We start from the raw sequence: 18,213 nt of genomic DNA on the forward strand, positions 1-18,213 counted from the left end.
TAAGGACGGCACCGTTTCAGCGAGAAATAGAAGGATAATTTATAGCGCGAAGCATATAAATTTTTGTATTTCAAAAAAAGCTACGGCGTCGCAAGCACAGGGGCTTGAGGATCATGCCGTAACCTGGAAAATGCACCTGCTAATCAGCCTTCGTTGTGATCGGCAAGGTGACAATAAGGGTTGTTCCCCGGCCGGGCTCACTCTCCACCCGGATGTCACCTTGATGCAGCGACACAATCTGTTTAACGATGGCAAGTCCCATACCGCTGCCACTATACTTACGGCTGTGGGAGCGATCGGCCTTAAAGAACCGTTCGAATATACGCTTCTGGTCCTCGGGGGAAATACCGATACCGTTGTCGGATATCTGGACGATCACATGGTTAACCTCTTGCCTGATGCTAACATCAATAACGCCTCCATCCATGGAGAATTTGATGCTATTGCCGATCAGGTTCGTCCATACCTGGTTTAATTGATCATAATCGGCCATTAGTCGAACGGCCTTCAAATCAAGCTCGAAACGGATGTTGCGGGCGAGCCATTGCGGCTGGATCGCGACGATGACCCGTCTGATCTGTTCATCAAGGCTGAACGTGGTGAGCTGCAGCTGCTGTGATTGCGATTCAAGCAAACTCAGTTTTAGCAGGTTATCGCTCATCTTGGACATCCGGTCTGCTTCAGCGATGATAATATCGAGATAACGGCTCCGGTCGTTTTCTGTGATGCCCGCTTGCTTGAGCGCCAGAGCATATCCGGATATCGAGGTGAGCGGCGATTGAACTTCATGCGATACGTTCGATACGAATTCCCTGCGCATCTGCTCAAGCTGCTGCAGATCATACATCATTTCTTCGAAGCTGCGTGCCAAGGTACCGAGTTCACCCTTTTGCTTAATATTCAGCTTAATGCTGAAATCTCCAGCTGCTATGCGGCGGGTCGCTTTTGTCAGTTTTTTGATCGGACTGATTAGGAACATCGCGGCCACCAGAATCAATAAGCTTCCTGCAACCAACGAATAGGTCAAAAAGTTTATAATCCATTTGATGAGAAAAGATGAGGAAGAGGAAGCACGCTGCTCTACAAACATCGCTTTTGTTCCCATTTCCGTTTTTATCGGCAGTCCTAAAAGGATCGGATTAATCCCATTCGTCTTGCCTTGAAAAACTTTACCGGCAAGCACTTCCTTTATTTGTTCCGCAGTCACAGAGATTGGATCATGTTCCTTAAGTACTCCCACAGATTGCAGCTGCCCCGTCTGATCATAGATTCGGACATAATAGGAGTTGAGCTGTTTCATACCACTTACGAACGAGTCTGCTTCACGAATAGGTAAAGTCTCGTAAATCCGGGAAATGTCCTGGCCAAAATCAAGTAAGGTGATTTGCAGGTTTTCGTTCAATTGATCTTTAAATATCCAGGTTGCCACAAAAAAAGCAATGATCGTGCCTCCGATTACAGACACTAAAAACGTCAGGACAACGCGTATATATAAGGATCTGATCATTCGTAAACCTCAAGCCGGTAACCCAGCCCGCGGACCGTCTCGATACGGAATTCGGGTATCGCCGCGAACCGTTCGCGCAGGCGTTTAATGTGTACGTCTATCGTTCGGTCATCCCCAGCGTAATCAATTCCCCAGATTTGATCGATCAACTGCTCGCGCGTATAGACCTGTCCGGGTGTGCCGGCAAGCTTATACAGCAATTCGAACTCCTTGAGCGGCAATGTGAGCGGCTCCGTCCCTCTCATCACCTTGTAGGTCTGGCGGTCAAGGATGACGTTGCCGAACTGGATCGTATGCGTGGAGCCAACCCGGTATCGTTTCAGTAATGCCCTGACACGGGCGGTCAACTCCAGCGGATCGAAAGGCTTCGTCATATAATCGTCCGTTCCCAGTTCGAACCCTTTCACTTTCTCCCATGTTTCGCCTCTTGCAGACAGCATCAGTAATGGGAGATCGGGATTGGCTCTTCTGAGCTCCTTGCATAACGTCCAGCCATCCATAATCGGCATCATAATATCGAGCACAACCAGATCGATATTCGTCGAGGCGTAGACGGTTAGTGCTTCCTTGCCGTCCGCAGCTTCGGCCGTTGTAAATCCGTCGTTGCGCAGAAATAAACAAACGAGTTCGCGAATGTTCGCATCGTCGTCCGCTACCAGTACAGTAGGCATCCGTTCCCTCTTTTCCAGTTCAAGCTTGTCTTCCCTCGCTACGTTCCAAACCGCTGTCTGTACCCGCATTTGCGGCACAGCTCTTCTACAGCTTCCCGGCGGGAGAAGCCATAGAACAGATTGTTCGCACGTTCGCCCTCAACAATCTCGGAGAACGGCTTCTCATGGATATTGCCGAGGTTAATCACACCCTCGCCATCCAGACAGCACGGTACCACCGTGCCGTCGACCAGCACCGCCGCCTGGCTGCGCAGCGCGTGGCAGAAGCCTTTGCCGTCATCCTCCGGCTCGTGTAAGGCCGGCCATCTGAACTCGTGATCCTGGTTCAGATACACGCGCGGGGCAATTTTCACCCCGCTGCCGGGCACCACCTTTTCTTCAATCTTGAAGTCCAGATTGAAGGCTTCCTCCAGCAGCGCCAGCGTCTCGCGGTTGCGGCTTTTCTCCAGATTCGACCGGTTGTCCTCGGTCAGATTCCACAGCCGGAAGGAGATGATGACTCCCTGGGCTGATGCCTCCCGTACAAAGGAAATAATCTCTGACACGTACCCCTCGCGGTTCTCCGAGCCCGCATGGCCGTCGAAGCTGTGCAGGGAGAAGTTCATCTGCCGCAGCGCCGGCTTGCCGAGGATTTTGGGCCCCGCTTTATGAATCAGCGTTCCGTTGGTCGTAATGTTGACCTTGAACCCTTTGGCGTGGGCAGCATCAAGCAGCTCGCCGATTTTCGGATGCAGCAGCGGCTCGCCTTTGACATGCAGATAGATGTGATTGCTGTGCGGCTTGATCTCGTCGAGAATGGTATTAAAGGTATCCAGCTTCATGAAGTTTTTCTGCCGTTCGGTAGGCGGACAGAAGCTGCAGGCGAGGTTGCAGACGCTTGTAATCTCGATGTAGACCTTTTTAAAAGTTTTCAAGTTCCGCTCCCCATTTCAATATTCATCCGATACTTCGGCTACAGGTCCGAGGCATAGCGGAGGCCGATCTGTGCTCTGGCTTCCTCCATCACCTCAGAGACCGCCAGAGAATTAGCGTGGCTGTTCACGCTGCTCTCGCGCTGACCATTCTTGATCAGACTGATAAATTCCTCAACCTCATAATACATCGGCTCAAATACCTGCGGAAGGGTAAGCTCTTCGACCGTACCGTCGCGGTAGTAGATTTTGACCTGATACGGCTGGTTGATCTTGTCGATGACCATCGTGCCGTTCTCGCCTTGAATCTCGGCAGGCAGATAAGAATCGGCAATCTTGGAATGCATGACCACAGCATCCATATCGGGATATCGCATGACAATGCTGCCTTCACCGTCCACTCCCGAAGAGAGCATCAGGCCAACAGACTTCACGGTTTCCGGTTTGCCGAACAGCGCTACCATTGGATACAGACAATAGATGCCCAGATCCATTAGTGAACCGTTAGAATAGACCGGATTGAAGGCATTCAGCACCTTTCCCTGGCGGTAAGCATCATATCTCGAGGAGTATTGACAATAACTGGCGAAATAACGGCGCACTTGGCCCAGCTTGTACAGGTTGTCTTTGATCACGCCGAAGTTCGGCATATAGGTAGACTTCATCGCTTCCAGGAACAGCACATCGTTGCGGTGTGCCGCTTCAATGACTGCACGCAGCTCCGCGCTATTGGAGGCTGCAGGCTTTTCACAGATCACATGCATCCCGTGGTTCAGACAGATGAGCGACTGCTCCGCATGCATCGAATTGGGGCTGGCAATGTATACTGCGTCCACTTCCCCGCTAGTCACCATTTCCTCAAGGTTGGTATAGATCGAAGCGCCCGCATATTTAGCGGCAAAATCGCGCCCCTTCTCCTCAGTACGTGAATATACGGCAGTGAGAAGAAATTCCTCGTTCTCAAGACCTGCTTGAATGAAGCGGTCTGTAATCCAGTTGGTGCCTACGACTCCAAATCGAATAGTCATGAATGATCCCGTCCTTTGATTAATATAAGAGCCGTTTAGGCTGGTTATATGGATTCTCTTCCTGCTATTTTCTCATTCCGGAATAGCGATGTCTACTTTTCAGGGGGAATTTCCGACAAATTCCGCAAACTTATGGTTGTGAAAAAAATCACCAGCCGATTACATGACAAAACCCTGTCCTTTTCAGGAACAGGGCTATATGCCATAAGTTAAATTCAAGCGGCCCGCAAGAGGATGTCCGGCAGCGCTGCTCGTTCCATTCTATTCGTAAAACTTCACCAGCTGACGCACAATCTCCGCTTTGTCATGCTCTACCACGGTCATAAACTGCGGCATGGAGAACAGTGCAGAGATGGGAGCAGGGAATTCCTGCTTGATGCCGGTCAGGGCAATCGCCTCGTCGAACTTGGCCGGATGTGCCGTGGCGAAAGTAATGTTCGTCTCGTCCGGACCGCTGAACGCTTCGTAGGCTGCAATGCCGCAGGCTGTATGCGGGTCCAGCAGATAGCCGTATTCCTGCTCATATTTGCCGATCGTATCCAGACACTGCTGATTTTTGACCCCCAGCGCAGAGAAATCCTGCTGCACCTGCTCAAAGGCTGCACCATCCACCGTAATCTTTCCTTCCGCCTGCAGCTGAGCCATGTACGCAGACAGCTTCACCGCATCCTCATCCAAGAGGTAATACAGATAACGTTCAAAATTGCTCGCTACCTGGATGTCCATTGACGGGCTGTAGGTTCCTGTGAAGCTGCCTGGTTTGTATTCGCCGGTCAGCACAAACCGTTCGAGAATGTTGTTCTCGTTGGTGGCGATGATCAGCTTGTGGATCGGCAGACCCATTTTTTGGGCCAGATAGCCTGAAAAAATATTACCGAAGTTGCCCGAAGGCACACTGATGCTGATCTTCTTCTCATCACTGCCCTCAATCTGCAGATAGGCATAGAAGTAATAGACCGTCTGCGCCAGAATGCGCACGAAGTTAATCGAGTTGATCGCCCGCAGGTGGTAGCGGCCCTTGAAATCCAGATCAGCGAACAGCTCCTTGATCACCTTTTGGCAGTCATCAAAGTTGCCTTCAACCGACAGATTCAACACATTGCTGTCATCCACTGTCGTCATTTGCAGTTCCTGCACCTTGCTGACCTTGCCGTGCGGATGAAGGATACAGATCTTGATCCCTTCTTTGCCGCGCACGCCCTGAATCGCCGCCGCACCCGTATCCCCCGAGGTTGCACCGAGAATATGGATAATTTCCCCCCGCACCTTGGCAATGTAGGAATACAGTTCACCCATGAACTGCAGTGCCACATCTTTGAAAGCAAAGGTAGGTCCATGGAACAGCTCGAGCACATACAAGGAATCATTCACTTGGTGCAGTGGCGTCACTTCTGGCGCGCGGAAATTGCCATAGCTGGTGTAGACCATTTCTTTGAGATCATTATAGGGAATTTCATCATTGGTATAGTAAGAGAAAATTTCAAGGAACAGCTCCTGGAAGCTCAGGCTTCTCCATTCTTCCAGCTTCTCGGGGGAGATCACCGGAATCTGAAAAGGCACCATCAGCCCGCCGTCATCCGCCAGCCCCATCAGAACCGTATCAATAAAGCCCTTAGCCTTCACATTGCCTCTTGTGCTTATATACTCCATACCTCTCTCATCCTCCTGAACCCCTCTTTAGTTATCCTTCATACAGCTGGTCTATAAGTTCACGTTCTATGTGCTGAAAATGTGCTGAACCAGCCTTAAGCTCACTCTATATTAACACGTTTACGCGTTAAAGTCCGTTACTTCTGTGTCAACTTTTGTGTGAAAATCTGTAGCGTCCGCTGCCGGGTGTCATTGGTTCTGCAGCTCTTTCCAGACGGTCTTGTTGCTATACTTCTTCTCGACGCTTACATCCAGGCCGAACCATTCCGGGGCCACAAAACTCTCCGCTTCCTCCAGGGAATCAAATTCAACCTCCAGTACCGCAAGCTCAAGCTGGGTATACAGGTCAATCTCCACTGTCGTGCCGTTCCAAATGCCGGTAATCCGCGTCTTGACCAGCGGTACGGCTTTGACCGCTTCGATCATCTGGGTATACAAACCTTCCGAAATGTTATATTCAATCTCCTGGCGGCTGATGCCCTTGCCATCCTTGAAGGTGTGTGTGTACGTAATTTCACCCGAATACAGGTCGGTGATCTTGCGCACTCTCAGCTCCTGCCCGTCCTCTATCGCAAGGTACGTCTGGTCAATACTGTGCCGGGTAACCACCTGGACCTGACCATCCTGAATCAGCCGCTCCGGATACTCCGGCAGCAGAAATTTGCGTTCAATCTCCATAGCCATGCTGTCTCGCTCCTCTGTTCGTTTCACATTTATATTATTAATCATCATAGGTGCGGGTCATCTGCAAGTCAATGGAATCCGCAAACTCAGTCGAACAGGCGGTCGATAGACTGTATGTCATAATGATTGATGATTTTAAATGACCCGCTGCTATACTTGTCGTTCCTGTTCGAGTCATTGATGTAGATATACTTTTGGTCATCCAATGTGATCCCAAACCTTGGATGACCGTCTACAAAGATGCTAATCCAGTAGTTTCTGGTGAAATCGTGTGAACCGTAAGAGCTCATCAATTTCACGTCAGCAAAAACATTCATAATACTTGCGATTTCCGCCGGATCAGTCACAGTGACCGTAACTTCATCTGTAGTTTCCGGCAAGGACCGGATGACTTCAATAGAGCTTATATCCTCCAGATCAATGCGGCTGGACACCCGGCTCTCGAACGAAGTGAAGGACTGCACGATCGTCCCTACCCAGAATACAGCAATCCCGAGCAGGAACACAGTCAGGAAAATTTGCGTCAGGGTTGGCTTCTTCCACTTCCCCAAATGTTTCTGCCCCCTCTGCTTCTCTGTATTTTCTACCTCGTTCATCTGATCCATCCCCGTCACCAGCAGCGCCTCCCCCGAAATCATGCAATGCTTCCATTATATACAATAAGGCTTGCACAAAAAAATTTTGGCTGAAATGTATTTGCTTGAAAGAGAGTAATACCCTCGTTAAGCTCAATTTACAGGTTCCTTGCCGCCGAGCAGCGCCGGTGTAGTGTACGCCGTCAGACTGCCGACGAAAACCAGAATACCGCTTATAATCAGACTTCGTATGGTATCCAGAGTCGCCTGATCCAGCGAGACGTTAACCATTACAATCCGATGATGTCCATCAGCACACATTCCCTTCCGGTCAGCCCGGCGCTTAAAATCACGGACCATGACCTGATCGATATAGGCGCAAGCCGCGTAGTGCCGCTGTTGTTCCCGCTTGGGGAAGAGTATCCGGCGTTTCAGGCGAGCTCGTTCTATCGAGTCTGTTCCAGACTCTTTTCAGCGGTTGAGAGCAAGTTTATGTGGAAAAAGTAAACCTAATCCCTTCGATTCCACTCCCGACAGAAGTACAAGTGGAAAAAGTAAACCTCATTTGCCCGTTTCGCACTCTATCAGATGAATTCACTCAGATTAAGTCTACTAATTCCAACTATCCGCGCTATGAGGCACTTTTGAGCAGATTTAAGTATACTTTTTCCACTTCCCCCTTTACTTTACTTTACTTTACTTTACTCCCCTTTCCTTTCCTTTCCTTTAATTTACTTTTATTTCATCCCCTTTTATTTCCTTTACTTTTATTTCATTTACCGTTATCTCCTTTCCCTTTCCCCTCACTTTCCCCCTTAAATTAAATTCCATTAAATTCACTTAAATTTACTTAAATTAAATTCCATTGAATTCACTTACATTATTTCACGGTAAATGCCTGTAATCATGCGCCCTCGACCTGCAACCTCCTCCTACTGAACAACTACATGCCTTGCCCGCAAGGGAGTACAGTCTTTCCGCCTTCTTCTCCCTATGCAAAAAAATAGGGGAAGCCAAGTCTCCCTGGCCTCCCCCTATTCCTGCAACGCAGTTTACCCCTCAGCCAGCAGCCGGAAGCATCCGCTCACAAAGTCCCGCTGGATCTCCGGCAACGCCAGACCCGCCTGCATCAAGCGGTCGCCGCCGTAGACTTCCCCGCTGTCCGCGAGCCGGTAGTCCAGCTCCGGGTTCAGTCCGCTGAGCAGCAGGCTCCGGCGCGGCGGGTGCGGTTCAGCCAGCACCCGGAAATAGTAGACCAGCGCCTCGCGCTGGTCGTCCGAGACGAACATCCAGGCCGTTTCGTTCCCCTCGAACGGGCTCTGCAGCCGGTACAGATTGCCCTGCTGGACCAGGCTGCGAATCCCCTTATAATTCGCGACCTGCACCTTCACCAGTTCCTTTTCCTCCGGAGTAAACTTCGTCAGATCCAGCTCATAGCCGAAGTTGCCGGACATGGCGACATCTCCCCGGAAGGACAATGGAGTGATCCGTCCCACCTGATGATTCGGCACTGCGGAGACGTGTGCCCCCATGGAGCTAACCGGATAGACGAGGCTCGTACCGTACTGAATCTTCAAGCGCTCCACGGCATCCGTATCATCGCTGGTCCAGGTCTGCGGCATATAGTAGAGCATACCCGGATCGAAACGCCCGCCGCCGCTGCAACAGCTCTCGAACAGAATATGCGGAAATGCTGAAGTCAGACGTTCCAGCAGCTCGTACAATCCTAACACATACCGGTGCGCGGTTTCGCCCTGACGCTCGGGCGGCAACTGCGCCGAGCCGATCTCTGTCAGACAACGGTTCATATCCCATTTGATATAAGCCACTGGGACGCTGGAGAAGATGCGGCTGAGGGATTCAAAAATATATTCCCGTACTTCTTCTCTGGTGTAGTCCAGTACCAGCTGCCACCGGAGTTCACTGCGGCGGCGGCCCGGAACATGCAGACACCAGTCGGGGTGGCTGCGGTAAAGGTCGCTGTCCGGCGAGATCATCTCCGGCTCCACCCACAGGCCGAACTTAAGCCCATGGCCGTTCACCCGGGCGGCAAGATCGGACAGGCCGCCCGGCAGCTTGCGCAGATCCTCCACCCAGTCGCCAAGTGAGGAGTTGTCCGCATCGCGCTTGCCGAACCAGCCGTCGTCCAGCACGAACAGCTCGATGCCGAGCTTCGCGCCTTCAGCGGCGATAGCCTCCAGCTTATCGGTATTGAAGTCAAAGTATGTCGCTTCCCAGTTGTTCACCAGGATCGGCCGTTCTTTATCCCTGTACTCTCCTCTGCTGAGCCGTGTCCGGTATAGTCTGTGATAGGTTCTCGACATTTCGCCAAGCCCCTGTCCCGAATAGACCATTACCGCTTCCGGTGTCTGAAAGCTCTCCCCCGCCTCAAGCCGCCAGGAGAAGTCAAAGGAATTCACTCCCATTGTGAGCCGGGTCATTCCGAAGGAATCCACCTCTGCCACGGCTTCAAAGCCCCCGCTATACACCAGTGAGAATCCATATACCTCTCCCTGGCGCTCATCCGTGCCACGCTTCGCCAATGCGGCAAAAGGGTTGTGCTGGTGGCTGCTCATCCCCCGGCGGCTCTCGATCGAAGTACTTCCCTGCTCCAGCTGCCTGCGGGTGAGACGACCTTCCCGCGACCAGGCGCCGGACAGGTAGATCATGTCCACATCCCCTGCCGGGAAATCGACGGAAGTACTCAGTGCCCGCAGCAATTGCAGCGGAGCCTGACCGTCATTCACAAATTCGGCGGATCGTGCAATGACATCCATTTCTTGATATACGGAATAACGCAGGACAACATTCAGCTTGGCATAATCGTCGCGGAGAATAAGCTCCAGAGTATCCGCTTCCTCCTCGGACTCCACATACACCGCAGGAAGTCCCGCAAGCTTCGGCTTGCCCGCCAGCACCCGGTAACCGCTGTAGCGCAGCTCCGTAACCCGGGTCCCATCCTCAAGCTTGGCCTGATAAGCCGGAACACGGAAATCCCCCGTACCGTACTGCGGGTATTCCTGCGGCAGGCGGTCAAGCGAGCCACCGGTCACCAGCGGGTGCAAGCCTTCCAGATTACTGCCGTGGCGCAGCTTTTCCCCCCAGTACACATGCGCCGGATAGCCGTTGACCAGCTCGATGATGTAACTCATGCCCTTGCTCTGCAGGTGGAATATCCCCTTGTCTTCCTGTACCCAAATCGCCATGGTCCTTATTCCTTCTCTCTTGTAGGTTTCAACCCAAAGACTCTATTCCACGTAATCCGCCATCGAGCGAATCTCAAGACCCTTCGGAGCAGCCGGCACGAAGTCCGCTTCCCCGCTGCCGCGCAGGAAGAATTCCACAGTCTTCGTCTCCCCTGGAAGCAGGTCAAAGAAGTTATCCGAGAAGATTCCTTCCTCTTCCGTAGTCAGATACACCCCTCTCGCCAGCACATTACTGGTTACCTTGAAGCTGAGTCCGTTGCTGCCGGGAACCTCTGTCACCGTAAGGTGCGGCGGGGTCAGCGCAATTTCTTTGGCGGACACGAAGTAATGGTGCTTATGCTCCAGCAGCCGGCCTTCAGCCAGCAAAGACGCAGTGAACAGAACACGGTCAGACTCGCGGCCCTCCAGCAATCCGTCAAGTCCTGCCATAAATACGACGTCTGTAGCGTCCGCTGCCAGGGTCACCGGCTGTGACCATTCCTGCAGCACAGCGCCGCTGATATCATGCAGCCGGATCTGTAGTTCGCCTTCAAACGCTTCCTGACGGTCAGAAACGGCATGCACCTTGAGGGTATGCCCGTCCGAGCCGTCAATGGAGAGCAAAAGATCTTTATAGCTATTGCGCGCTGTGTATTGCAGCGCCTTCCAGCGGCCGTAGTAATCCATGCTCGCCCAGGAGGCCACCGGCCAGCAATCGTTCATCTGCCAATACAGCGTACCCATACAGTAGGGTTTGTTTCTCCGGTGGCTCTCAATAGCCATCCGCATGGCCTCTGCCTGAAGAATCTGGCTCATATAGAGGAAACTGCTGAAATCCTTCGGCTGCGGAAGATAGATATCCATGTATTCCTTAATTAGAAGGTTGCCGCGCCCGTTCTTCTGATGCGCGAGCATCACTTCAGATTCCAGCGCCATATCGCGATCTTCCGCATAACTAAGCACCGATTTCAGCTCAGGGAAAGACTGGAAGCCGTATTCACTCATGAAGCGGCCAACCTTAACGTTGTAGTTCTCAAAAGGCTCGCTTCCATGCCATACCCCCCAGTAGTGCACATCCCCTTCACCAGCAATCCGCGTGGCATGCTGATTCAGGTCATGGGTAAGGTCCCGCATCGGTGAAGATGCCCAGTAATCCACATCCGGGTGACAGGCGGCTACAGCCTCCGGCAAGATACGATGGAATACTGCTTCATAATCCTTCCACAGCTTCTCACGGATCTCCGGACTGTACTTTTCCTTCCAGCCCCAGCCCATATTGTCTTCATAGTGCGACCACGCCGAATCCATCTCATTATTGCCGCACCACAAAGCGATGCACGGATGGTTGCGCAATCTCCGCACGTTATAGACAGCCTCTTCGCGCACATTCTCCAGGAATGGCTCATCACCAGGGTACATGCTGCACGCAAACATGAAATCCTGCCAGACCAGCAGCCCGTACTCATCACACAGCCGGTAAAAAACTTCCTCTTCATAGATCCCGCCGCCCCATACCCGCAGCATGTTCATATTGGAGGCTGCTGCCGAGGCGATCTCATGACGATAACGCTCCTCGGTAACTTCCGTGGAAAAACTGTCATTTGGAATATGATTGGCGCCCTTGGCAAAAACCCGCACACCGTTCAGTTCGAAATAAAAGGAAGCCCCACGGTCATCCGGCTTCCGGACCAGCTTGATCTCCCGAAGTCCGGTAGTAACATCAGTCTGCGCCACGGCCTTCCCTTCCTGGAGCAGCTCTGCCCGAAATACAGTCAACTCAGGTGCCCCAAGACCATTACACCACCATAGACGGGGCTGATCCAAGACAACTTCCAGCTCCAATGTCTGCTTGCCCGGCTGTACCGCAGCGGATTTCATCCATTCCTGACCGCCGCTGCTGATCCGCAGCAGACCGTTCCATCCGGACGGGGCATCCACTTCCACAAGCACAGTCACCCGGGCCTCTTCCCGGTTCACCGCGTTTTGCCGGATATATACATCTGTAATAGCAACGGTATCCCTGCCTTCCAGCACAGCCTCACGCCAGATGCCGCTGGTCAGGAATCTTGGCCCCCAGTCCCAGCCGTAATGATACGGCGCTTTGCGGGCAAATACGCTGATCTGCTGTCCCCCAAGTCCGCCAAGCTCGGATTGGTCATTGGGTGCCGGCAGCGCATAACCCAGCTGTTCCAGCTTCGGCAGATCTTCATTCACTACGGAACGGAATCTCACGCGAATCTCATTTTGCCCGGTCTGCAGCAGCCCCTTCACATCCACAGTCCAGGCCCGGAACATATTGTCTGCTGAGAGCGCATGCACATCATTTACAAAGACATCCGCATACGTGTCGAGTCCTTTGAAGACCAACTCAGTACAAGCATGCTGCTGCCATTTCTCTTCCAGTTGCAGGACCGTCCGGTATTCCCAGTCTTTCTTATCGATCCATTGCAGGTCATGCTCGTTCTTTCCATAAAAGGGCTGTGGGATTCGTTCATTGCGGAGCAGATCAGTATGCACCGTTCCAGGTACAGCTGCCGGCAGCCATTCCTCTTCATCACATGCTCTAAATTGCCAGTTGTCCAATTTCAGTTGTATGTGCTTCATTAGAACCTCCTAAAAGTTTTGTGAGCATAGACATCCTGTAATCACATCGTACAAAACTCGCTACGGAAGCATGGGCTTAAGTGTTGTGAGCCTAAGCTCCTTGAGTCTGCATCATACCAGACTCACTTGGAAAACATACGTCCTAAAGTATTGTAAGCATGCGCTTTCATGAATAATGTTCATTTCCATTGTATTTTGTTATCCTATTGTTAGCAACAAACTAATTATATTCATTTAAACAGAATAAATAAAGACAATAAATAATAATTCAATCCATTTCTCAATCCGAAATTTATCGTTATAATAACTAATGTAAACGCTAACAATAAAACGAAAAAGGGGACAACGCAATGAGAAACAAGTTATTTTCGTTATGTTTTGTTATCATCATGATTTTCTCTTTATCCCTGACAGGCTGCGGCTCCAACAACAATAATAATGCCGCCTCAGCCACAGACAAGCCTGCAGCAACTACGGATACTGAAGGTACCGGTGGTAATGCGTCAGCAACCACTGAACCGGCCGCAGCAAGCGGCACCGACATCAGCGGCAAAATCACCTTCCTCACCAACAGAACCGACATGATCGGCAAAGAGTATGACGAATATGTTAAGCGCTTTAATGAGAAATACCCGAATATCAAGGTCGAATTTGAAGCCTCCCAAACCGACTACAACCAGCAAGCCAAAGTTAGAATGGCCAGTGGAGAGCTTCCGGATGTGATGTTCGTTCCAAGCATTCCAAACTCGGATCTGCCTAAATATTTTGCTTCCCTGGACGATCTTGGCCTGAATGACAAGATTACCTTTAAAGACTTCAAATCCTATGAAGGCAAGCTCTACGGAATTACAACAGGTAACTCCACTTCCGGGATTGTCTACAACAAAAAGGCCTTCGCCGATGCCGGCATCACGGAAGTTCCTAAGACCTGGGACGAATTCCTGGCTGCCTGCGAAAAGCTGAAAGCCAAAGGTATTGTGCCACTGGCTTCCAACTTCAAAGACAAGTGGCCGCTTAACGACTGGGTATTTGCAGTTCCTCGCATCATTGAGAACAAAGCTGATTTCCCTAATGACAAGCTGAACACTGACACTCCTTTCACTATGGATAATGGTTATGGCAAATCATTCAGCCTTCTGAGAGAGCTTAACGAAAAAGGCTATCTGGAAAAAGACATCAACTCCACCAACTGGGAACAATCCAAGAAAGACATCGCAGCTGGCAAGTTCGCCATGTATTTCCTTGGCAACTGGGTAATCAATCAAGTCGTCGGCGCAGGTACAACTTCTGACAACGTAGGTTTCTTCCCGCTTCCTTACGACAACTCAGGTAAACTTACTGCTCCGCTCAGCCCTGACTTCTTCTATGCCGTGGCTAAGGACAGCAAAAATGTAGACGCTGCCAAAGCCTTCGTGAAATGGATGATCGAAGAATCAGGATATGAAGATTTTGCCGGATTTATCTCTCCGCTGAAAGGCAAAGAATCCAAGCTGCCTCAGCTGAAGGAATTCCAGGCTACCGGCGTAACTCTGCAAGAAGGTACACCGGATGATCCTAAGGTTACCGAAATCACTAACAAAGCACAGCTTGATATTCCAGCCATGCTTCAGGAATTTGTACTTGCCAAAGATCCGCAAACCGTCTTTGACAAATGGAATAAAGCCTGGGCTAAAGCTAAGAAAGACCTCGGCTATTAATCTCAAGTCACGCTGTAACGTTAGCATCCTATAACACGGCGCAAAATGGATTATCGCCTTTACGGATAATCCATTTTGCCATAAATCACAGAGCGCTCACAAGGAAAGTAGGTCAAGTGATGTTAGGAACATTATCCTATAGCAAACAAAAAACGATTATTATCGTATCCTTTCTGCTCATTCCGCTGCTGCTGCTGGCTACATTCACGTATTATCCGGCACTCAAGCTCATCTACTACAGCTTTACGAACTGGGACGGCTACAGCCCCGAGAAGCCTTGGGTAGGACTGGATAATTACCGCGAAGTCTTCAGCAATCCTGATATTTTCAAGGTATTCATCCATAACTTTGCTTACTTCGTCATGGGGATTGTCCAGAACGTAGTGGCTATCTATTTCGCTGTTGTGCTGAACAGCAAGCTGCGGGGCCGCAACGGATTCCGGATTATGCTCTTCCTGCCCTACATTATGAACGGCGTTGCCGTTGCCTTTATGTTCGGCTATGTATTTGATACCACCAACGGCTCGCTGAATCTGTTCCTGGACAGCATCGGACTGCACCATCTGGCCCAGACCAGCTGGCTTGGGACCGAAGGTCTCGTCAACTACTCACTGGCCTCCACCGGCTTCTGGCGCTTCATGGGCTACAATATGGTTATCTACATCGCCTCTTTACAGGCCATTCCGCGCGATATTTATGAAGCGGCCAAGATCGACGGTGCTGGCTCTTTTCAGACCCTATGGAGAGTGACCCTGCCGAATATGAAGGCTGTTATTCAATTGAATCTTTTCCTCACTGTTACCGGTGCGCTTGAGGTCTTCGACCTGCCATTCGTACTCACCAAAGGCGGCCCGGCCGGCGCAAGTCAGACCTATGTGCAGCGCGTGGTCGAGACGGCATTCGCATATAACAATTACGGCCTGGCTTCAGCCATGAGCATTATTCTGCTGTTCTTTGTTGTTATTGTGCTGCTGGTACAGCAATTGGTTCTTAACCGGGGAGGAGACAAATAAACATGACACACACTAAATTTCGTCTGGTTGATATTATCAAATACGTCTCACTCCTGATCGGGGTCTTTGTCGTCCTCTTCCCTCCTTATGTGGTAGTCGTCAATGCCTTCAAATCTACAGATGAATTCAATTCAAGCAGCTCGATGTCCCTGCCAAAAAGCTTCCTGAACTTCGACAACTTTGTTGCCGTCTTCCAGCGCGGTGGGCTCCTCAGCGGTTTCGGCAATGTCCTCGTGATTATAATAATTACATTGACCTTGAACATTCTGTTTGGGACAATGGTAGCATATGTCCTTGGCCGCTTCTCTTTTAAAATGAAACCGGTCGTCTTTGGGGCTTATCTCGTAGCCACCATCATCCCAAGCATCACCACCCAGGTTGCCACCTTCGGCATCATCAAGAACATGGGTCTCTACAACACGCTCGGCGCCCCAATTGTCCTGTATATCGGCGCAGACGTGATCCAGATCATTCTGTATCTGCAGTTCATCCGCAACATTCCGGTTGATCTGGATGAGAGTGCCATGGTGGAGGGTGCTTCCCTGTTCAAAATCTACCGTTCGATCATCTTCCCGCTCCTGACACCGGCGACAGCTACGCTAGTGATCTTGAAGACGATCAGCATATACAATGACATGTACATCCCTTACCTTTATATGCCCAAACAGAGCCTTGGCGTGGTCACCACCATCCTGATGCGTTTCCAGGGGGTCAACTCCGGGGAATGGAACCTGATCTGTGCCGCGATTCTGCTGATTTTGCTGCCGACAGTAATTCTGTACTTTTTCCTGCAGCGTTACATTTTTGAAGGAGTAACCAGCGGCGCGGTTAAATAAGGGAAAAGGAATGTACCGAGAGGAATAACAACGTGCTGTCAACAATCCTGAGGATTTTTCGCAAAATGTGGTTGTTCCTGGCTGACCTGCCGATGGAGCGCAAGCTGATTGTTGTGTTTGTATTTCTGATTTCCATGCCCATTACTTATGTCAGCTATCTGTCCTCCCGCTCCATGTTCAGTTCTGTTCTGGAAAGTGCCACGAACAGCGCGGGCCAAATGACCTCGAACGCATCGGATACGATGGACCGCTATGTGGCAGACTTGAAACGGTATACTACCTTACCGCTGTATAATACCGATGTGCAGCTCTACCTGACGCAGAAGAGCACCGATTGGGATAAAAATACCGCCATGTCGATGTTCCTCAGTTATCTGAAACCCACGAAAAGCGAAATCCTGGCCGTCTATATGGTGGACCAGTACGATTCCGTTTTTTACGATACGGCTGCAGGTATCAACATGACTTTTCCGAAGGACCGGCTGTCTACATGGAAAAGCCTCAGCGAAGCCGGAGGAACGGCTCCTGTCATTCAGGGGAGACACAGCATCCAGGTGAACTCGTCCGAACAGCGGGAGGTCTTCAGTGTGCTGCGCACGATCTATTCCGTAAGCACGTTGAAAAGCATCGGAATTCTCGTCTTCGATATCGACATCCGCCTATTCAAGGGTATTCTGGATCCCGTAAATGCTGTGACTCAGGGCAACACCCTGGTGGTGGATGATCAGGGGAAGCTAATGTATGACGGTGAAGATACGGAGAAGGCAACTCCCGAAAAGCAGGCGCTCACCCGGCAGCAGCTGCTGGGTCATGTGAAACAGGATCAAGGACATTTTCAGATTGAGCTGGACGGACAGCCCTACCTGGCCGTATACACCGTATCCAAGCAAACCGGCTGGACAACAATGGTTACCATTCCGCTATCCCGTATTCTGTCGCCTGTAGAGAAAAACCGCAATACGCTGATTCTGACCACACTCGCGATTATAGCCTTTGCCCTGTTCGTCGCTACGATCATCTCGCATGCGCTGACAAAACCGCTGAAATCGATGGTCCGGCTGATGAAGCAGGTGCAGCACGGCAATCTGGAGGTCTGGCTGCATCCCAAATACAACGATGAAATTGGCATGCTTGGCAGCCACTTCAACCGGATGATCGTCCGGGTCAAGGATTTGCTGCAGGAGGTCTCTCTGACGGAAAAAAGAAAACAGAAAGCCGATATGCGGGCACTGCAGAACCAGATTAACCCGCATTTCATTTATAACACCCTGGAATCGATCCGTATGCTGGCCGAGAGCAGCGAGGACCCGCGGGTCGCGGAGCTGACCTATCTGCTCGGATTGCAAATGCGCTACGGCATTGTCCGCAGCGAAGAGATGGTTACGATCCGCCACGAGCTGGACCATGTACGGAATTATCTGCATCTGCTGCAGATCCGCTTCCCGGATAAATTCAAACTGGATATTACAGTGCCGGAAGCATTACTCCCCCTTCCTGTCATTAAGCTGGTCCTGCAGCCGATCGTCGAGAACGCTGTCTTTCATGGCCTGGAACCGAAGGTAGGACCCGGTACACTGAGCATCAAAGGCTGGGAAGAGGATGGCAAAGCCGTATTTTGCGTAGAGGATGACGGTGTGGGTATGGATGGTGACACTCTGCGTGCTTTGAACGACAGCCTGAAAAGCGGAGCAGACGGTGAAAGGTTCGGCATTGGTCTTAGGAATGTGAACGAGCGGATCCGCCTGCATTACGGCCCTTTGCTTGGTCTAAGCGTAAGCAGCGAGCCCGGCAGAGGCACCCGTGTCACCTTGCGCATTGAAGCGCTCACCAGCCGTCTCCGGGAGGAATAATA

At 51.1% G+C, this 18,213-nt stretch carries 13 protein-coding genes and 1 pseudogene; 4 read left to right on the forward strand and 10 right to left on the reverse strand.

Features of this window, described 5'->3' with window-relative positions; all coding sequences use genetic code 11:
* Positions 1-139: 139 nt before the first annotated feature.
* The 10 genes and pseudogenes from A3844_RS18265 to A3844_RS18310 form a co-directional block, all read right to left on the reverse strand.
* Positions 140-1,507 carry a sensor histidine kinase gene (locus A3844_RS18265; protein WP_074108138.1) on the reverse strand — a complete coding sequence of 456 codons (1,368 nt, stop codon included), beginning with the start codon at positions 1,505-1,507 and terminating at the stop codon, positions 140-142.
* On the reverse strand, positions 1,504-2,178 hold the full coding sequence (locus tag A3844_RS18270) for a response regulator transcription factor (protein ID WP_074108139.1): 675 nt from the start codon (positions 2,176-2,178) through the stop codon (positions 1,504-1,506). The genes A3844_RS18265 and A3844_RS18270 overlap by 4 nt, the downstream gene beginning before the upstream one ends.
* Positions 2,179-2,216: 38 nt before the next feature.
* Positions 2,217-3,092 (reverse strand): radical SAM/SPASM domain-containing protein, encoded by an 876-nt coding sequence (locus tag A3844_RS18275; RefSeq protein WP_074100184.1) that lies wholly within the window; start codon positions 3,090-3,092, stop codon positions 2,217-2,219.
* A 38-nt stretch (positions 3,093-3,130) separates the two neighbouring features.
* A complete protein-coding gene (locus A3844_RS18280) occupies positions 3,131-4,117 on the reverse strand; it encodes a Gfo/Idh/MocA family protein (RefSeq protein ID WP_074082814.1) in 987 nt (328 codons plus the stop codon).
* A gap of 261 nt (positions 4,118-4,378) precedes the next feature.
* On the reverse strand, positions 4,379-5,767 hold the full coding sequence (gene thrC, locus A3844_RS18285) for a threonine synthase (protein ID WP_074082811.1): 1,389 nt from the start codon (positions 5,765-5,767) through the stop codon (positions 4,379-4,381).
* Positions 5,768-5,956: 189 nt separating this feature from the next.
* A complete protein-coding gene (locus A3844_RS18290) occupies positions 5,957-6,451 on the reverse strand; it encodes a CYTH domain-containing protein (RefSeq protein WP_074082809.1) in 495 nt (164 codons plus the stop codon).
* An 86-nt stretch (positions 6,452-6,537) separates the two neighbouring features.
* Positions 6,538-7,089: a hypothetical protein gene (locus tag A3844_RS18295; protein ID WP_074108140.1), complete on the reverse strand. Its 552-nt coding sequence runs from the start codon at positions 7,087-7,089 to the stop codon at positions 6,538-6,540.
* 96 nt (positions 7,090-7,185) lie between these two features.
* Positions 7,186-7,281: pseudogene (locus A3844_RS34015) on the reverse strand (ABC transporter permease); the annotation flags it as partial.
* A 797-nt stretch (positions 7,282-8,078) separates the two neighbouring features.
* Entirely contained in the window at positions 8,079-10,232 is a 2,154-nt protein-coding gene (locus A3844_RS18305) for an alpha-galactosidase (RefSeq protein WP_074108142.1), read from the reverse strand.
* A 42-nt stretch (positions 10,233-10,274) separates the two neighbouring features.
* On the reverse strand, positions 10,275-12,815 hold the full coding sequence (locus tag A3844_RS18310) for a glycoside hydrolase family 2 protein (protein WP_074108143.1): 2,541 nt from the start codon (positions 12,813-12,815) through the stop codon (positions 10,275-10,277).
* Between the two features lie 350 nt (positions 12,816-13,165).
* On the opposite strand from A3844_RS18310, the gene A3844_RS18315 reads away from it, so the two are divergent.
* The 4 genes from A3844_RS18315 to A3844_RS18330 all read left to right on the forward strand — a co-directional run bounded on the left by A3844_RS18315 (position 13,166) and on the right by A3844_RS18330 (position 18,211).
* Positions 13,166-14,512: an ABC transporter substrate-binding protein gene (locus A3844_RS18315; RefSeq protein WP_074100180.1), complete on the forward strand. Its 1,347-nt coding sequence runs from the start codon at positions 13,166-13,168 to the stop codon at positions 14,510-14,512.
* Positions 14,513-14,631: 119 nt separating this feature from the next.
* Positions 14,632-15,525 carry a carbohydrate ABC transporter permease gene (locus tag A3844_RS18320; RefSeq protein ID WP_074082796.1) on the forward strand — a complete coding sequence of 298 codons (894 nt, stop codon included), beginning with the start codon at positions 14,632-14,634 and terminating at the stop codon, positions 15,523-15,525.
* A gap of 2 nt (positions 15,526-15,527) precedes the next feature.
* Positions 15,528-16,361 carry a carbohydrate ABC transporter permease gene (locus tag A3844_RS18325; RefSeq protein ID WP_074082794.1) on the forward strand — a complete coding sequence of 278 codons (834 nt, stop codon included), beginning with the start codon at positions 15,528-15,530 and terminating at the stop codon, positions 16,359-16,361.
* A 32-nt stretch (positions 16,362-16,393) separates the two neighbouring features.
* Positions 16,394-18,211 (forward strand): sensor histidine kinase, encoded by a 1,818-nt coding sequence (locus A3844_RS18330; protein WP_074108144.1) that lies wholly within the window; start codon positions 16,394-16,396, stop codon positions 18,209-18,211.
* The last annotated feature ends 2 nt before the right edge of the window (positions 18,212-18,213 follow it).

This window comes from Paenibacillus helianthi, assembly GCF_001909055.1.
GTDB classification, from domain to species: domain Bacteria; phylum Bacillota; class Bacilli; order Paenibacillales; family Paenibacillaceae; genus Paenibacillus_AQ; species Paenibacillus_AQ helianthi.

Excerpts from the sequence above, each read along its gene's own strand:
- A3844_RS18320 (WP_074082796.1), top strand. The coding sequence starts at position 14,632 with ATGTTAGGAACATTATCCTATAGCAAACAAAAAACGATTATTATCGTA.
- A3844_RS18290 (WP_074082809.1), bottom strand. The coding sequence starts at position 6,451 with ATGGCTATGGAGATTGAACGCAAATTTCTGCTGCCGGAGTATCCGGAG.
- A3844_RS18270 (WP_074108139.1), bottom strand. The coding sequence starts at position 2,178 with ATGCCTACTGTACTGGTAGCGGACGACGATGCGAACATTCGCGAACTC.
- A3844_RS18295 (WP_074108140.1), bottom strand. The coding sequence starts at position 7,089 with ATGATTTCGGGGGAGGCGCTGCTGGTGACGGGGATGGATCAGATGAAC.
- A3844_RS18280 (WP_074082814.1), bottom strand. The coding sequence starts at position 4,117 with ATGACTATTCGATTTGGAGTCGTAGGCACCAACTGGATTACAGACCGC.
- thrC (WP_074082811.1), bottom strand. The coding sequence starts at position 5,767 with ATGGAGTATATAAGCACAAGAGGCAATGTGAAGGCTAAGGGCTTTATT.
- A3844_RS18305 (WP_074108142.1), bottom strand. The coding sequence starts at position 10,232 with ATGGCGATTTGGGTACAGGAAGACAAGGGGATATTCCACCTGCAGAGC.
- A3844_RS18310 (WP_074108143.1), bottom strand. The coding sequence starts at position 12,815 with ATGAAGCACATACAACTGAAATTGGACAACTGGCAATTTAGAGCATGT.
- A3844_RS18315 (WP_074100180.1), top strand. The coding sequence starts at position 13,166 with ATGAGAAACAAGTTATTTTCGTTATGTTTTGTTATCATCATGATTTTC.
- A3844_RS18265 (WP_074108138.1), bottom strand. The coding sequence starts at position 1,507 with ATGATCAGATCCTTATATATACGCGTTGTCCTGACGTTTTTAGTGTCT.
- A3844_RS18325 (WP_074082794.1), top strand. The coding sequence starts at position 15,528 with ATGACACACACTAAATTTCGTCTGGTTGATATTATCAAATACGTCTCA.